This is a genomic window from Arthrobacter sp. Y3223166 (genome assembly GCF_059090935.1).
Map to the genome: position 1 here is coordinate 267,559 of NZ_JBNHGE010000001.1, position 14,923 is coordinate 282,481.

10 protein-coding genes are annotated in these 14,923 nt (G+C 63.4%); 3 read left to right on the forward strand and 7 right to left on the reverse strand.

The genetic code is table 11. The features are described 5' to 3' along the window. The first annotated feature begins 834 nt into the window (after positions 1–834). Positions 835–1,407: a recombinase family protein gene (locus AC5RUH_RS01275; RefSeq protein ID WP_494127677.1), complete on the forward strand. Its 573-nt coding sequence runs from the start codon at positions 835–837 to the stop codon at positions 1,405–1,407. A 101-nt stretch (positions 1,408–1,508) separates the two neighbouring features. Here the strand turns inward: AC5RUH_RS01275 and AC5RUH_RS01280 are convergent, their stop codons facing one another. From AC5RUH_RS01280 to AC5RUH_RS01290, 3 genes are all read right to left on the reverse strand, one after another. Next, positions 1,509–3,674 (reverse strand): DEAD/DEAH box helicase, encoded by a 2,166-nt coding sequence (locus AC5RUH_RS01280; RefSeq protein WP_494127678.1) that lies wholly within the window; start codon positions 3,672–3,674, stop codon positions 1,509–1,511. Continuing rightward, positions 3,650–4,546 (reverse strand): HamA C-terminal domain-containing protein, encoded by an 897-nt coding sequence (locus tag AC5RUH_RS01285; RefSeq protein WP_494127679.1) that lies wholly within the window; start codon positions 4,544–4,546, stop codon positions 3,650–3,652. The genes AC5RUH_RS01280 and AC5RUH_RS01285 overlap by 25 nt, the downstream gene beginning before the upstream one ends. A 486-nt stretch (positions 4,547–5,032) precedes the next feature. Beyond that, entirely contained in the window at positions 5,033–6,709 is a 1,677-nt protein-coding gene (locus AC5RUH_RS01290) for an excalibur calcium-binding domain-containing protein (RefSeq protein ID WP_494127713.1), read from the reverse strand. A gap of 842 nt (positions 6,710–7,551) precedes the next feature. On the opposite strand from AC5RUH_RS01290, the gene AC5RUH_RS01295 reads away from it, so the two are divergent. Continuing rightward, on the forward strand, positions 7,552–9,681 hold the full coding sequence (locus tag AC5RUH_RS01295) for a calcineurin-like phosphoesterase C-terminal domain-containing protein (protein WP_494127680.1): 2,130 nt from the start codon (positions 7,552–7,554) through the stop codon (positions 9,679–9,681). 110 nt (positions 9,682–9,791) lie between these two features. On the opposite strand, the gene AC5RUH_RS01300 is transcribed toward AC5RUH_RS01295, so the two are convergent. From AC5RUH_RS01300 to AC5RUH_RS01315, 4 genes are read right to left on the reverse strand one after another with little or no spacing between them, the layout of a single operon-like run. After that, positions 9,792–10,895: a zinc-binding dehydrogenase gene (locus AC5RUH_RS01300; RefSeq protein ID WP_494127681.1), complete on the reverse strand. Its 1,104-nt coding sequence runs from the start codon at positions 10,893–10,895 to the stop codon at positions 9,792–9,794. After that, positions 10,892–11,908 (reverse strand): Gfo/Idh/MocA family protein, encoded by a 1,017-nt coding sequence (locus tag AC5RUH_RS01305; RefSeq protein WP_494127682.1) that lies wholly within the window; start codon positions 11,906–11,908, stop codon positions 10,892–10,894. The genes AC5RUH_RS01300 and AC5RUH_RS01305 overlap by 4 nt, the downstream gene beginning before the upstream one ends. Next, positions 11,905–13,032, reverse strand: a complete 1,128-nt coding sequence (locus tag AC5RUH_RS01310; protein WP_494127683.1) for a glycosyltransferase — start codon at positions 13,030–13,032, stop codon at positions 11,905–11,907. Before AC5RUH_RS01310 ends, AC5RUH_RS01305 begins: the two co-directional genes overlap by 4 nt. A gap of 3 nt (positions 13,033–13,035) precedes the next feature. After that, the gene (locus tag AC5RUH_RS01315; protein ID WP_494127684.1) at positions 13,036–14,007 is read right to left on the reverse strand and encodes a glucosyl-3-phosphoglycerate synthase; all 972 of its coding nucleotides are present in this window, start codon (positions 14,005–14,007) and stop codon (positions 13,036–13,038) included. Between the two features lie 203 nt (positions 14,008–14,210). Here AC5RUH_RS01315 and AC5RUH_RS01320 point away from each other — a divergent pair, with 203 nt between their 5' ends. Next, positions 14,211–14,909, forward strand: coding sequence for a histidine phosphatase family protein (locus tag AC5RUH_RS01320; protein WP_494013505.1), 699 nt, complete (start codon positions 14,211–14,213; stop codon positions 14,907–14,909). The last annotated feature ends 14 nt before the right edge of the window (positions 14,910–14,923 follow it).

The following is a 14,923-nucleotide window of genomic DNA, read 5'->3' on the forward strand; positions in this document are numbered from 1 at the left end:
TCTGAATTGCTTATTTAGCGTTAACTCAAGTATTGATCAAGGGTACAAAGCATTAGGAACAGGATCAAGAAACGCCTGCAATTGTCTTTGGACGACGCACGGGGTTGAACCGTGGAGGCCGGTCCATGGCCGTGGAGCATCGGGCTTAGGGCACCCCCGACGCTGAAGGACAAGGCCGGACTCACCTCCAACAGGACCTCGAGCGTTTTGAGCGTCGAGTGACCGCTTTGCGTGGAAGTGCGCAGAAACTCATAGGACTTTGTGATCCAAGGCGGCCCCTCGTGCCACTCCGATCTTTGTGATCTCCCGGTGAGTGTCGGACGCATGACACAGCTTAGGTTCCCAGCGGAATCATGGCTTCCGGAAGTGTCCCCACTACGATCAGGTTGGCGGTCCGGCCCAACAACAAGCGGGTCACTTTGGGCTGCGGGACAAAGCGCATGCGGTGCAGCCGAGTCCGAGCCCCAGAACGATAAAGCCCAAGACAAGGAGCGCTGGAACGCCACCTGCTCCTTCCAGGATGAAGCCTGCTCCGAGGGGCCCCACGGAGAACCCCACTCCGACCAGTAGATTCGTCGTGCTCAGTGCGTGCGGGGACCCTCCGCTCGCGCTTCGTTTCGCCCGGCCAATCCCGCATTGCCCATACCTGACCTTGCTGACGCCATGGCGCGAACGTGCGGCGGACATTTCGCATAAGCCGGTCCTCCACCGCGACACTAGATGGCCACTCCCCCGCCGCGAAAATTTCCATGCAAATTCTGACTACGCCGATTCGCGTATACCCCGCCCGCAAAAATGTCCCGCTTAGGCCGCTCAACCGCTACAGTTGAGCCCATGCCAGCACACGTCGTCGGTTACGCCCGAGTTTCGACCAATGAACAGGACCTCACCGCGCAGAGGAACGGACTCACCGCCCTCGGTGTCCCCGACGACAGGATCTTCGTCGATCACGGACTGACCGGCAGGAACATGGAACGGCCCGGCCTGCGCGAAGCCCTCGCAGCCGTCCGCGACGGCGACACTCTGGTCATCACGAAACTCGACAGGCTCGCCCGCTCCCTGCCCGATGCCCGCGACATCGTCGAAGAACTGACAAAGAAGAAAGTGAAGCTGAGCATCGGCGGCTCCGTCCACGATCCCACCGATCCCGTCGGCCGACTGCTCTTCAATGTCCTGGCCATGGTCGCCGAATTCGAATCCGACCTCATCCGGGCCCGCACCCGCGAAGGCATGCAGGTCGCCAAAGCCAAGGGCCGGCTCCGCGGCAAACAACCCAAACTCTCCAAAAGCCAGGAGGCCCACCTTGTCACCCTATATAAGGGAGGACAACACACCACCACCGAAATCGCCGAGCTCTTCAAGGTCGCCCGCAGCACGGTGTACCGGGTCGTGCAGCGCACACCCTGAACACCACCAGCCGGAGGATAACAGGATCCAGCGCAGCCCCTACCGCTCCACAAGTTCGGCGCGGGATACCGGCACAAGAACGACAAGGACTGCCTGCATGGTCAAAGTGTTTTTAGTGCGTCAAGGAACAGTTTTCTTTCAAACGGTTCAAGGGCTCGCACCCTTGGTCCGGCATCCAAGCTCTTGAAGCCGGCGACCAATTGATCCAAATTGTCATAGCGTGGCATGGCAGGTACAAGTTTCTTCGATACCTGTGCCGGTATCCCGTATTCCTCGGCGGTCAGTAGCAACGGGTTCAGAAATCCGGCTTCCATCCTTGCAGCGTAGGCTTCAAAGTTTCCGGGTTCCATGGAACGTCGGGGAAGGACCTCCTTTGCAACCCTGTCCAAAGCACGGATGAGAGCCGGCAGGTTATGGTCTATCCAAAAGCGCACGAAATCAAAGGCATCCTCGACCTTCTCATCAAGTTCTTCCGCTATTTTTCCGGGTTCCGTCGCTTTGACCTTTTCCGATATGCGACCGATGAACGCCTTCAGGTCACCATCGCAGCCCGCGAGCTGCAGTGTCAGGAACGTCAAGTGCTTGGCAGATGTTGCCAGATGAGACTGCAGCCCTCTACGAGGGGGGATGAAGTCCCAGATGAGATTAATGACCGGTTCCAGTTCATTCCAGCCGGGTGCTGCACCCTTCCATTGAAGTTCCGCCAGTACCCGGGCAGGGGCCTTCATCAGGTGTTCAGCAAGGGTGATCTGGGCTTCCGGATCAATGCCGGCATTGAGCCGCATCGTTTCCTGGCTGAGAACACTTTGCTCAGTCACGGGACGCAAGCGCTCCTGCGAACGCTCGGTCCGGTCTTCCTCATCAATGGATAACAACAGGGAATCGGATGCGCCGTCGCTCTGGCTGATACCCGGCATGTCGATGCTCGGCAGTTCAAACTGCGGCGGTTCATTGAATAGGAATATCTTGCCGACAAAATGTTTCAGCATTCGGCCGCCGCGCCCCCTGATGTTGGCGAACGTGAAGAAGTCGTAGGCATCCTTGGCTATGTTCTTGTCGAGGATGATGATGTTTTTAGCGGTGGTATTGACCCCTTCGATCAGGGTACTCGTGCAAACCAGAACGCCAAGTTGCCCGTCGTCAAAGCCATTTACCAGCAACGGTCCCATCCATCGTGGCAGTTTGCCGTGATGAACGCCTACACCGATTTCCAGGGACTTCGGTAGGCTCCAATTTCTACTGTAGTTGCGCGATAACCAGTCGGCAGCGTCTGCCATGCCCGGACCGTAGCCGCCGTCCGGCGCGTCTTCCCTAAGCCACCGGGAAACCTTCCGTGCTTTACCGGGGCTTTGACAATAAATCAGCGTCGGACCGTCATTCTCCTTGATGATCCGCTGTATCTCAGCCCTACGGGTGGTGTCGTTCTTGTTGTGCTTGGTTTTGACCTTGAACGTGTCTGCAGCAACGGTAGCGTAATCGGTAATCATTAGGTTGGCACGAAGTTCGGTTGGCAGAGCGGAAGAGAGCGCCTCGATGATAGGGGCGGCAAGGTAGAACTGCGCGTTCGTTTTCATGAGGCGATAGACAGCCTGGTTCAGCAGTTCGCTCCGGACAGACTGATCGTTGAGTTTGTAAAACTCATCAACGAAGAAGAAGTCAGGTTCCGGCATGTCCTTGATTGCCAGGTACCGTTCCTGAGTCAGGACGAAAAGGTTGCGCTCCGCGTACGTCTGCCCGGGATGGGTTATCACCTTAAATCCATCAAACTTGCGGCTGAGCCGCTTCCGGATCTCGTCGATTAGGGCAAGGGTGGGAACCACCATGACCACGTTGTCGTATCTGTCAGAAGCGATCAGGGCATCCATGACCAAGGTTTTGCCGAAACTGGTCGGTGCAGAAAGAATGACGTTTTCGCCGTTCATCAGTTTCCGGTAAACCTCGGCCTGGACCCGGTGAAAGACAACGCCTTCCAGCCCATCGGGTCGATGCAGTTCCATGGCGATAAGGTCAGCAAGTGGGAGCCGGCTGGCATCCAACGTGTCCATGTATGGAAACAAACCCTGGTCGCGCGCCAGCGACAGTAGCAACGGCAGTTCGGTCTGAAACTCGTCGGCCCTATCCAAGGCCCGGATCACCAAGTCCTGAACGTCTGCGTTCTTGCCGTGGATCGCTTTTAGGGATGCGATGTCTGCCAGCAGCGAGAACTCCTGTCCTTCAATAGAGGGTGCGGCTAGGAGCGCTTTTACGGCTGGAATGCTGCTTGCCATGATTTGAGCCTCCCATCAAAAGCATCGAGCAGGTCAGTCTTGGTGTTCATAGGCATCAGGATGAGTTGCACCCGCACTTCCCGTGGCAGTTGCTTGGCGGTCAGTTTCTGGCGGAAGGTCTCCCACTCCGCACGAAGATGTTCCGCAATCTCAGCCTTGTATTCCGGTGAACTGGTTTGATGCTTGCCAGTGATGTCGCTGTCAAAGGTAATGAAGACTGGGATGACTACCCGTTCAAAAACTTCGTCCAGACTGACCTGCCGCGCCAGCAGTGATTTCAGGGTATCCGCGTGTTTCCATGAAGGATCGATCTTGGAAGAAATAGCGGCAAATTCCGTGCGCAAGTACTGCTTGTCCAGATGATCCTGGAGTTCTGCCAGCACCGCACGAATGGCACCGGACCCATCAGTGAAGAACTTCGATTCACCAAGCCAAAGTTCCAGTTCGCTGCCGTTCTCGCCGGCTTCACTGGTTTCAACGATATGGACTGCGTCGAAGCCCTTCACCGTGTCATTCGGTGCGTCCTTGAAATAAATGCGGCTGATGGCTTGCTCGCTGTTCAGGAACCGCCGCAACACCATATGCAGGAGCAGTTCCCCGATCTCACCGCGGTTCTTGTATTTTTCCGAGGTGTAAATGAGCGATATGGCTTTTGCCATGAGCGCCATGCCGTTGGACAGGGTGAAACTGGCCCGTTCCTCGTGGGTTAGTACCCAGTCTGCCGCCCAGTTGAGCATGTCAAGTGAAAGGGCGTCATAACGCCACTTCTTCTCCTCGTGACCGGCACAAACGCCCAGCAGGGAAACTGCTTCGTCAATTTCCTGGACGATGATACTCAGTACCGTTTCCGGCAGATTTTGCTGGTGTGCCATGCTCCCCCGTTACGAACCGGAAGACTTCGGGATTTCCACGGACAGGAAACGAAGAGTCGCGGTGCTTGTTTAGATCAAAACTAGCACCGGGCGTACATGGGACAGATGTTAGTGAGCCGCGGCTGAGGAAAACGTTACGCACTCGGGATCAACCCGTATTTTGTTGCTTCCTTCTCGCACTTTAGCCGCCCCTAAGGTGCCGACACCGACTGTCGAGGCGTAGATACAAGGCGTACATATCAGGGCATCTTGTCCGCAGAAACTGCCAGCGGGAGACTCCCTGCGCTCTCGGTAAAGGCTGCTCTGCGTTATGTTGAGACGCAGGAGCGGGAGACACATTGACAAGACGTTCCGAGCAGGCCGAACAACCCGCTTCTCACTGCTCCGGTCCGGATCTGGATCGTCTCAAGAAATGGTCCTTTGCTGAATGCCTGTCCGATCTTTTTTCGGGGTGACGTGCTCCCACCGCCGATGGCCTGCGTGATGTTACTCGCAGCCCACGCCGTCTCCGTCCCGGTCCAGCCGGGAGCTATATCCGGGATCACCCCAGCGGACCGGTGCTGCCCCGGCAGCCCGGGCTGCGGCACAGTTGGCGTATCCTCCGGCAGGTGCGGAACCGGCGCCGCCCGTTCCGTAACTGCCCTGCCAGATGTAGTAGGCCTTGCTACTGGCAGCCTTGGCCGCATAGTTCGGGCCTTTGGCGGTGACTTTGACGCTGATGTCCGAGAACTGGTCCTTGGACGTCAGGGTATACGTTGACCGAGTGGCGCCCCTGATCGTGTACCCGTCTCGGTACCACTGGTAGGAATATGACGTCGGGGTTGGGGAAAAGCTGCCCCTCGCTGTCAGGGTTCTGCCGACCTGCTTGGTTCCGGTGATCGTTGGGCCTGTCCTGACCTTGAAAAGGCCCTTGCCGATTTTGAAGGCCTTGGTGGACGCACTGCGGTTCGAATAGGCAGTCCGCTTAGCCGTGACCTTGGCAGCCACCTGCGCGCCGACATCGGAAGCAGTCAGCAGGTAGGTGGATCTGGTGGCGCCCGTGATCTTTATACCGTTGCGGTACCACTGGTAGGAATGGGAAGCCGGTTTCACCGAGTACGTCCCGGGAACTGCCCTGAGCTTATAGCCTGCCTTTTTGGTTCCTGTGATTCGGGGTTCGGAGACGACTTTGAACGTTCCTTTTCCGATTTTCGTGGACCTGGCCGTCGATTGGGCTGCCTTGTATCCAACCAGTGTGGTGGTGGTTTTTACTGAGACGACACGGCCAAGATCCTTGGGGGTGAGCTTGTACCGGGCTTTGACGGCACCCTTAATGGCCTTGCCCGAGCGGTACCAAATGTAGGTGCTCTTAGTGCCCTTCGGCCAAGCGGCTGCCGCGGTGAGGGTTGCACCGACCCGCTCGGTGCCGGTGATTCTCAGCTTCTTGGTCGGGACAAGTGCGCAGACCGTAACCATTCTGGCTGCCGAGGTGCGTTCAGCGGTGCCCAGGTTGTTCAGGTTTCCCGTGATGCGGACGGCTATCCTGGTTGAAAGATCTGCCGGGGAGATCACGTAATTCCTGTCCGAGGCTCCCGAGATGGCTCGTCCGTTACGCATCCACTGGTAGGTTAGCTTCGTTCTCGAGGGTGTCCACGCTCCGGGAACCGCAGCCACGGTCTGTCCGACACAGAAATTCCCGTCCATCGCCGGAACGGGGGCGGTGTGGATCAGCGGGGCGCCGATAATGCCGAAGGTCGCAGTCGCTTGGGTTCGCTTGGACTCATCCCAACCATTAGTGGCATGAACTATCAGTGTCAGTTCCTTGCCCGCGGAATCCGCCGGCAGCCGGAAGGCATCACCTGGTGCCCAGTCCCAATGGAATGGCCAGCCGTCCAGATACCACTCAAGATCATCGGGCGGACCCCCCTTAATTCCATCCTCCCGCACGGGATCCACCAGGTTGCCCGCCGTCAATTCGCCCCGGAGTCCGGGCACGTCAGCGGCCGTGAACAGGTGGGCCCCTGGGTCCACGTCGTCGTACTCGGAGGTAGTGGTGATTACAACGTTTTTGGGTGGGTTAAAGACTTCCGCTGCCTCGGCTGACGGCAGCGTAAGAATCGGTGACAGCAGGACCGCCGACAATAACACGGCTATGCAGGCGCGCCACGGCGACCTTGCCCGCACCAGCAATGGCTGGAGTAACTCTTGTGTCACCCTATCCCCCTGTTTTCAATTCTCCACGGCTGCAGGACTCTTCGGCCTGCCCTCAGCAAATCTGCACGATGCGCACCGGCAGGCAGTCGCTTCCGACGCCTCTTCTCACTATCCCTATCGGCACGAAACTCCCTCCGGTCAGCGGGCGGCTTGCGTACTTGATCATTTCGGCGCCCTTGCCTGTTCCGAGGCACCCGGTTACTGTTCGATCACCGTATGGCGGGACCGAAGCGAAGCCGCTGGAGCCGCAGCCCGGATATTAGACCGAAACGCCACAAAAGAGCTGGAAATGCCGGGAACCCGGGCACGGCTGTCAGCGCCGTTATCGCGACTCTCCCCCAGATTAGACAACACCAATCCGGGAGCGGGGAGGCTTGAATGCCGATAACAGCGCATATGTTCGTTGGGGTTACCGCACTGTGGCATTCCACCGCGTGCACGAAGAGCCGACTCATGCGCGGCGGAACGGGGCCGCAGCCACAAGTGTGATGCGATTCAGCGGTAAGACACTACACAGGGATGGTTGTTATTTAGCGGGCAACTCGTCCTGGTGACCTGGGTGTGTCCCTCCGCTGTGCAGCGGCGGAACGATCAGGCCGCACAGGCCAATGACGGCGGTACACGAAGCAAAAGGGTGAAAGCGGTGCTGCGAGGGCTAATTATCCGCCCGGTGCCGGCAACTGGAGCCTGCGCGGGCCAGGCTTTGCCGCCCGTTCACCCGGGCGTGGCGGAACAGGGACCGGTCGGTCATACGGAAGTCCTAGCTTGAGGGATTGCTTCCAACAGCAATCACCCTGGCGAAAGGAACCTGTATGCCTTCCCCTGTCTCCCGGCGTCGTCGTGCCCTGACGGGCGGCAGCACCGCCTTGGCCCTGCTGGCACCGCTGGCGTTCTTCGGCGTGCAGATCGCTTCGGCGGATCCGCCGAAGCACTCCGGCGCGGAGGGCAGCCCGCCGGCCCATGCCCCCGCCAAGGGTCACCGCGGAGACAAGCCCGTCGATGACGATGTGGACCCCACGACGTACGTCGGCGGTCCCGACGTCGTCACCGAGGGCGAGACCGAAGGGGATGTCTTGGATGGTGTGGTCTTCGATGACGCCAACCAAAACTCGGTCCGGGATAAGGGCGAGAAGGGCATCCCCGGGGTGGCGGTGTCCAACGGCCGCGAGGTGGTCCAGACCGATGCGGAGGGCCGCTACGAGCTGCCGGCGAAGGACAAGGACACCTTCTTCGTCACCAAGCCCGCCGGCTGGGACACCCCGGTGGATGAGAACAACATCGCGCAGTTCTCCTACACCCACGCTCCCCAGGGCACCGCCGAGCAGGAGTTGCGCTTCGGCGGCCTGGAGCCCACCGGGGAACTACCCGCCGCGGTGAACTTTCCGCTGACCAAGAATCCATCCTCGGCTGGCGAGGACATTCGGTGCCTGGTGCTGGCCGATCCGCAGGCCTACTCCAACCAGGAGATCTCCCATGCGCGCAACGGTGCCCTGCGCGAAGCAGCGGCCTATGATGCCGCCGACTGCGGCGCCCTGTTGCTGGGCGATATCGCCGGCGATGACCTGGGCATGTACGACCGGGCGAAGGAGGCCCTGGGCCTGATGGGCATGCCCGTGCGCGCGATCCCCGGCAACCACGACTTGGACTTCGACGCCACGGACGCCCGGTGGTCGTTTGATACCTACCGGCAGCACTGGGGACCGGAGAACTACTCCTATGATGTCGGCGAGGTACACGTGCTGGCGCTAAACAACGTGAAATACCCGTGCACGCCCGAGGACGACAACGCCGACGGCAAGCGGCCGGCCTGCGAGGACCCGGCCGGCGCCCCGGCGTACAACGGCCGCCTCGGGGAAGACACCTTGGCCTGGATCAAGAAGGATCTGGCCACAGTGCCCAAGGACAAGCGCGTCGTGGTCGCCACGCACATCCCGCTGGTATCCCACTCCGGCGCTGACAGCGCCCAGCACCAGACCGACGACGTCCGCACACTCTACGAACTCCTTGAAGGACGCGAGGCGTTGTCCCTGTCCGGTCATTCGCACTGGATCGAGTCGATGGCCGAGGGAGATTCCCTCGGGGCATGGGAGGAGGCCGTGGGGGTGAAGGCGGTGCCGTTCGACCACATCGTCGCCGGCGCCGTGTCGGGAGACTGGTACGCCGGGGACTACGACGTCAACGGCCAGCCGATGAGCTTCCAGGGCGACGGCGCGCTGCCAGGTTTCTGGACCTTCGACTTCTCCGGCACGGACTACCGGCATGCCTTCCATGCCACCGGCCGGGACGGCGACCAGATGGGCCTGGGTCTGAGCTCCCCGCACTACCGCCACTGGGCGCAGACCCTGATCGACTGGCGCGACGAGCACCCCGTCACCTGGGAGAACAAGCACAAGGACGCGGTGCCCCCGCTCACACTGGGTGATCTCGGGGATCAGAACATGATTACCCGCGACGACCTGGACGGGGGCACCTACCTGACCGCCAACGTCTGGGCCGGCACCACCGACTCCACCGTCACCGTCTCAATCGACGGTGCCGAACCCGTCACCGCGGAGATCACCCAGCCTGCGGCGGGTGAAGAGGTCCGGCGCGGCGTCGAGTGGTCCGACCCGTCGGCGCTGATCCGCCAGCTCACCAGCGCCCGGATGTCCTACCAGTCGACCTCGGGGAACCCGGAGGCCCAGGGCCTACACCTGTACAACGGCCAGGTCTACGGACCCTCCGCACCGCGCCCGGTGGAAGGCAACCTCGCCGATGGCTCCCCGCACCTGTGGCGCATCCCGCTGTCAGCCGACCTCGAGAACGGCATGCACCTGGCCGAGGTGGCCTGGACCGACCGCTACGGCAACGGACACACCGAGACCCTCGCCTTCGAGATCGTCGACGAACGGCCACAGCAGAGCTTCCGGCTGGACACCTTCGGCGAGGACGTCGTGTGGTGATCCACGGTCCTCGACCAGGCCGTCGGCAGCGCGGGCGGAAAGCGCATTGTCTGTCAGATTGAACTAGGCCCGATCAGGCTCGTGCAGGACCGCTAATCAACCTCAGGTGCTCACAGGAACGCTGGGGCTACGGCGAAGACTGCGGTCAGCACGTGGCGACGGCGGCGGGAGACGTCATGCATCAGCAGCGGCGCGTCTTCGTAGGGCACGACGTCGGTGATCAGGTGCTTGCGGATCGTGTCGCCGTGGGTGGCGAGCAGCTTGATGGTTTCGGCCGAAAGCCGCGCCCGGTCCCACTGTGCCGTGAGGCCGCGCGGTACCCTGCCGATCTGCGCGCAGCGCAGGTTGAGCCCGTTGTGGTGGAATTCCTCGCCCAGCCGGACGGCGTCGGCTCCGCTGGTGTAAAAGGCGAGGTCGATGATGCTGCCCTGGGGTCGGGCCGCGCGGAGGGCGGCGTGCAGCGCCTCGGGGCGCCCCCGGCATTGGAAGACGACGTCGGCGCCCCGGTCCCCGGGACCATGGCGCCATCGCGTTTTCAATATCTTGCCGGGGTCGTCATTCAGGTCGAGGGCCAGGAAGCCCAGCTCTTCGGCCAACTGCCGGCGGCGGGCGTCCGAGTCCGCGACGGCGACTTCGCGCGCGCCGAGGGATCGGGCGAACAGGGCGGTAACCAGCCCGATGGGCCCGGCGCCGGTGACGAGCACCAGCCGGCCGTCCACCCCGTCGCCCAGCGCGCGGACCAGGCCACCGGTTTCATCTGCCGCCGCGTGCAGCAGGCCGTTGGCGCAGATGGGCCCGAAGTGTGCGACGAAGACGCCAAGCAGCGGATCAAGGTCGTCGGGCAGCGGCACCAGATGCTCGCGCAGCGGGTCGGCCACATGCGCGGTGGCGTGGCCATAGGCCGTGGCGAGGATGTCCCCCTCGGCGAAGGCCGGAGTGCGGGATTGGGCGACCCGGGCGACCTCCATGTAGCCCAGCCTGCGGATCGGGTAGGCGGCCTCGGCCGAGTCCTGCAGGAACAGGCCGAGCTCGTGATCCAGGCGGGACCGCAGCCCGGGGTGGTCGCCCTTGACGAAGGCCAGTTCCGTGCCGGCGGACAGGCCGGTGACGAGCGTTTCGAGCAGGAGCCCGCCGTCGGGGACTTCGGGCAGCTGCTCCTCGACGATTTCCAAGGCTCCGGCTGCAGGAATGACGAGGTTGCGCCGGTTCCTCATGGCGCTTCCCCTGCCGTGGCCGGCCGCTCTTCCGGCAGTTTCACCGGCAGCCCCGTGCGCGCCGATTCGGCAATGGCACAGCCGAGCCGGTGGCTGCGCAGGGCCTCGGCATAGGGGGCGCGGGTGCTTTCCCGTTCGCCGCGGACTGCCTCGATGAATTCCCGGTCGACGGCGATGCGCGGGTCCTCGGCACAGCCCAGGTCCGTGCGCGACGTGCCGTCGAAGCTGCTCAGGCCGGCCTCGGACAGCTCCAGGTACAGGCCTCGACTCACAATGTGCAGAGCCGCGCGGTGCTTGGCGGCCAGCACCGAGGTCGCCGCCAGCGTGGCCACGGTTCCGCTGCCAAAGCGGACGGTAGCCGCGGTGGCGTCGTCGACGTCGTCCGGTTCCGGCCCCGATCCGTCGGCCGGGGGATGCCCGGTCTCCGTCCCGCGCACCCCGGCGGCGTAGACCTCCACGGCTTCGCCGAGCAGGAAGCGCGCCGTGTCCAGGACGTGCGTGAGCTGCTCGACCACCTGACCGCCGGAGCGGTCCATGCGCCCCCACCACGGGACCGGCGGCCGTTTGTCCAGCCAATAGCCGTTGGCCAGCAGGGCCGGGGCCTCCTCGAGCAGGCCCCGGGCATGTCCGACGGCGTCCATGCAGCGCCAGTGGTAGCCGGTGCCGGTGACGACGCCGGCCGCTTCCACGAGCGCCCCAATTTCCTCCGCGGCTTCCCGGCCCAGGCCGACCGGCTTTTCCACGAACAGCGGCAGTCCCCTGGAAAGCGCCGCCCGTTCACCGGGCCCGTGCGCGAACGGCGGAACGCACACGTAGACGGCGTCCGCTTCCGTGTGGTCGAGGGCCGTCTCGGGGTCGGTGAAGGCCGGGGCGTCCACTTCACGCCCCAGCTTCTCCGCCGCAGCCGCATGCGCGTCGGTGACGCTGGTGATCCGGGCGCCAAGCTCCTGCAGGACGCCGACGTGCCGCCGCCCGACGGAGCCGGCCCCGATCAAGGCTACTTTCACGCTCATGTGGCCTCCTGGAGGAGTTGGTCGTACAGGCGCAGGTAACTGGCAGCCATCGCCTCGGGTGTCCATGCCGCTGCCGCGTCGATGCAGTCCTGTGGGCGGATATTGTCCAGTTCCTGCAGGAACCGGGCCATTTCCTGCTCATCGGCGGCGAGGAAACCGGTGCGGCCGTGGTCCACCAGCGAGGGCAACACTCCCAGCGGTGTCCCCACCACGGGGATGCCGCGGGACAGGGCTTCCACCACCCCGGTGGCTCCGGGTTCGGCCCACCGGTTGGGGGCCAGCAGCACCCGGGCCGAGCGCAGGACGTGCTCCTTGGCTTCGCCTTCGACTCCGCCGATCCAGCGGTACCGGCCGCCGTCGAGCAGCGGACGGACCTCCTCCCGGAAGTACTTGGCGTCCGGGTGGGAGGCCAGGTGCGGGTCCCCTTCGGCCAGCCGGCGGTCCAGCTCGGCCGGGTCGTTGATTCCGGCGACGGGGCCGGCGAGTACCAGGGGCAGGCCGGCCAGGCGGCAGATCCTCAGTGCGGTGTCCTGCCCCTTGTCGCGGGTGATGCGGGCCAGCATCAGGGCGTGCCCGGCGCTCTCTGCGTGGACGTCCAGGGCGGGCGGAGCGGCCAGGGGGACGACGCCGATCGTCTGGCGCCGCAGCGCTAGTGGTGCGCGCTCCAGCTGGGACTGCGAGACCGCCGCGAACCGGATGCGGCCGCGGCCGTTGAAGGACGAATAGAAAGCGCTGTGCTTACCCAGGTCCCAGTGCAGGGTCTGCAGCACCGGCGGCGCAGCTTGCCCCATGGCGGCGAATACCGCCGGTCCCACCACCTCGAGGTGGTCGTGCACCAGGTCCCAGGCGCCGCCGTCGTACATGGCCTGCACAACGCCGTGCATATGCGCGTGGGCGATACCCGAGACCTGGTTGTAGGGCAGGGCGATCGAGGCGAACTGGGGTTCGTCGAGCGGGCACAGGTAGGCGTCGGCCTCGATCGTGCTCGGGCCCACCGTGGCGAGGGTGACATGCACCCCGGCGCGGCGCAACTCCGGAATCAGGGTGGCGACCACCGTTTCGATGCCCCCGTACCCGCGGGGCGGAACAGGCAACCAGGGGCCGGCGTTGATGAGGATCCGCACGGCTCAGGCCACGTGCCCGGTCGCGAGCCGGTACTGGCCCATGTCCAGCATCGCCGGACGTTCAGACACTTCAACGGTGCAGGTTTGCCCGACGTAGTCCTCCCCCTGGCGCATGAACTGCGTCAGTTCGACGGCGTGAGGGGCAGCCGGGGCCAGGCCTCGGCGGTGCAGCCGGGCCTGCACGGTGAGCTGGATCTGCAGGGCCATCCGGGCCAGCTCGGCGTCTGTGGAGTTGCGGTGGCAGCGCTCGCCCAGGTCCACCTGGGCCATCCCGTCCAGGCCCACGGCTTCCAACACGTCGATCAGCATGCCGGTTTCCACCCCGTAGCCGGAGACGAAGGGTATGCGTTCGAGCAGGCTGCGCCGGCCGGCATATTCGCCGGCCAGCGGCTGGACGATCCCGGCCAGTTCGGGCCAGTACAGGTTCAGCAGGGGGCGTGCCACCAGTTCCGTGACCCGGCCTCCGCCCGCCGGCATGATTTTGACCCCGTCGTCGAGCGGCCGGTCATAGTAGCTCTTGACGAAGTGGGTCCGCGGATCGGTTAGCAGGGGGCCGATCAATCCGACGGCAAACTGTGCATCGAACCGGCGCAGGTCCGAGTCCATGAACACCAAGAGGTCGCCGCTGGAGATGGCCAGGGATTTCCACAAGGCTTCGCCTTTGCCCGGAGTGCATCCGGTGCCGGGCAGAATCAGGTCCTGGTGGGCAACCTTCGCGCCGGCGGCCGCGGCCACGGCGGAGGTGTCGTCGGTGGAGTTGGAGTCGATCACGATGATCTCGTCCAGCAGCGGTACCGCCTCGACAAGTTCGGTGCGCAAAGCGGTCACGATCGACCCGACCGTCGCCGACTCGTTCTTGGCCGGAAGTACCACGCTGATCCGCTGGCCGGCCTTGCGTTTCACGAGTTCGTGCCGGTCGAAGCTTTTGCCTTGATAATTTTTGGCGGAGAACCACTCCAGAACGTCAGCCCGCATTCCGGCTTCCTCTCATCGAGCGCCGGTTCATCCCCCAAGGCCGGCTGTCGGTAGGATCAAGTCGAAGCCTACGGGGCCGGATCCTGCCCTGTGAATAGTTTCCGTGAGATTGGCAGGGACGGCCGGCCCCCGGAAAGGGCTGCGGATGCCGGTGCGGGCGGCTCGGAAACGTCTGCGCAAGGCCGCGGCAGTGAGGAGAATTGATGCAGCAGCAGGTCCCCGCCGGCGGCCACGTCCATCGGCCCCGCCTGGTGCTGTGGCGGCACGGCCAAACCGACTGGAACGTCTTGGAAAAGGCCCAGGGACATGCCGACATCCCGCTCAATGCAATCGGCCGGGTCCAGGCCAAGCAGGCTGCCCGGCTGCTGGCAACGTTCCAACCCGATTTCATCTGGTCCAGCGACCTGGAACGCGCCCGCCACACTGCTGCAGAGCTGGCCGCGTTAACCGGGCTGGAACCGGTGCTGGACAAGCGGCTGCGCGAGTACCATGTGGGCATCAGGCAAGGCACCACCTTTGCGGAGTTCCGGGAACAGCATCCGAGCATCTACGAGAAGTTCTTCAGCGAGGAGAACTACCGGGTTCCCGGAGCCGAGCTGCCCTCCGAAGTCAACGGGCGGATGAAATCGGTCATGCAGGACGCCGCCGCGGAGCTGGCCCGGGGCGGCACCGGCGTCCTGGTGGGGCACGGTGCCGCGCTCCGAAGCGGGCTGTTGGCCTTCTTCGACGCACCGGCCCACATGCGCGAGATGTTTGCCGGCATGGCAAACTGCGCCTGGACGGTGCTGGAAAAGCACCCGGACCGCGGGTGGCAGGTCGTCGACTACAACGCCCAAACCCTGCCCGATCCCTCCTCGGCACTGGCAGACGAAATGCCGGCCGAACACGATGGCCAGGGGTAGGATCCGGCCGGGCG

What these genes read in the sequence shown, in the direction of transcription:
- AC5RUH_RS01275 (WP_494127677.1), top strand. Translation starts at nt 835, where the DNA reads ATGCCAGCACACGTCGTCGGTTACGCCCGAGTTTCGACCAATGAACAG.
- AC5RUH_RS01295 (WP_494127680.1), top strand. Translation starts at nt 7,552, where the DNA reads ATGCCTTCCCCTGTCTCCCGGCGTCGTCGTGCCCTGACGGGCGGCAGC.
- AC5RUH_RS01305 (WP_494127682.1), bottom strand. Translation starts at nt 11,908, where the DNA reads ATGAGCGTGAAAGTAGCCTTGATCGGGGCCGGCTCCGTCGGGCGGCGG.
- AC5RUH_RS01315 (WP_494127684.1), bottom strand. Translation starts at nt 14,007, where the DNA reads ATGCGGGCTGACGTTCTGGAGTGGTTCTCCGCCAAAAATTATCAAGGC.
- AC5RUH_RS01280 (WP_494127678.1), bottom strand. Translation starts at nt 3,674, where the DNA reads ATGGCAAGCAGCATTCCAGCCGTAAAAGCGCTCCTAGCCGCACCCTCT.
- AC5RUH_RS01300 (WP_494127681.1), bottom strand. Translation starts at nt 10,895, where the DNA reads ATGAGGAACCGGCGCAACCTCGTCATTCCTGCAGCCGGAGCCTTGGAA.
- AC5RUH_RS01320 (WP_494013505.1), top strand. Translation starts at nt 14,211, where the DNA reads ATGCAGCAGCAGGTCCCCGCCGGCGGCCACGTCCATCGGCCCCGCCTG.
- AC5RUH_RS01285 (WP_494127679.1), bottom strand. Translation starts at nt 4,546, where the DNA reads ATGGCACACCAGCAAAATCTGCCGGAAACGGTACTGAGTATCATCGTC.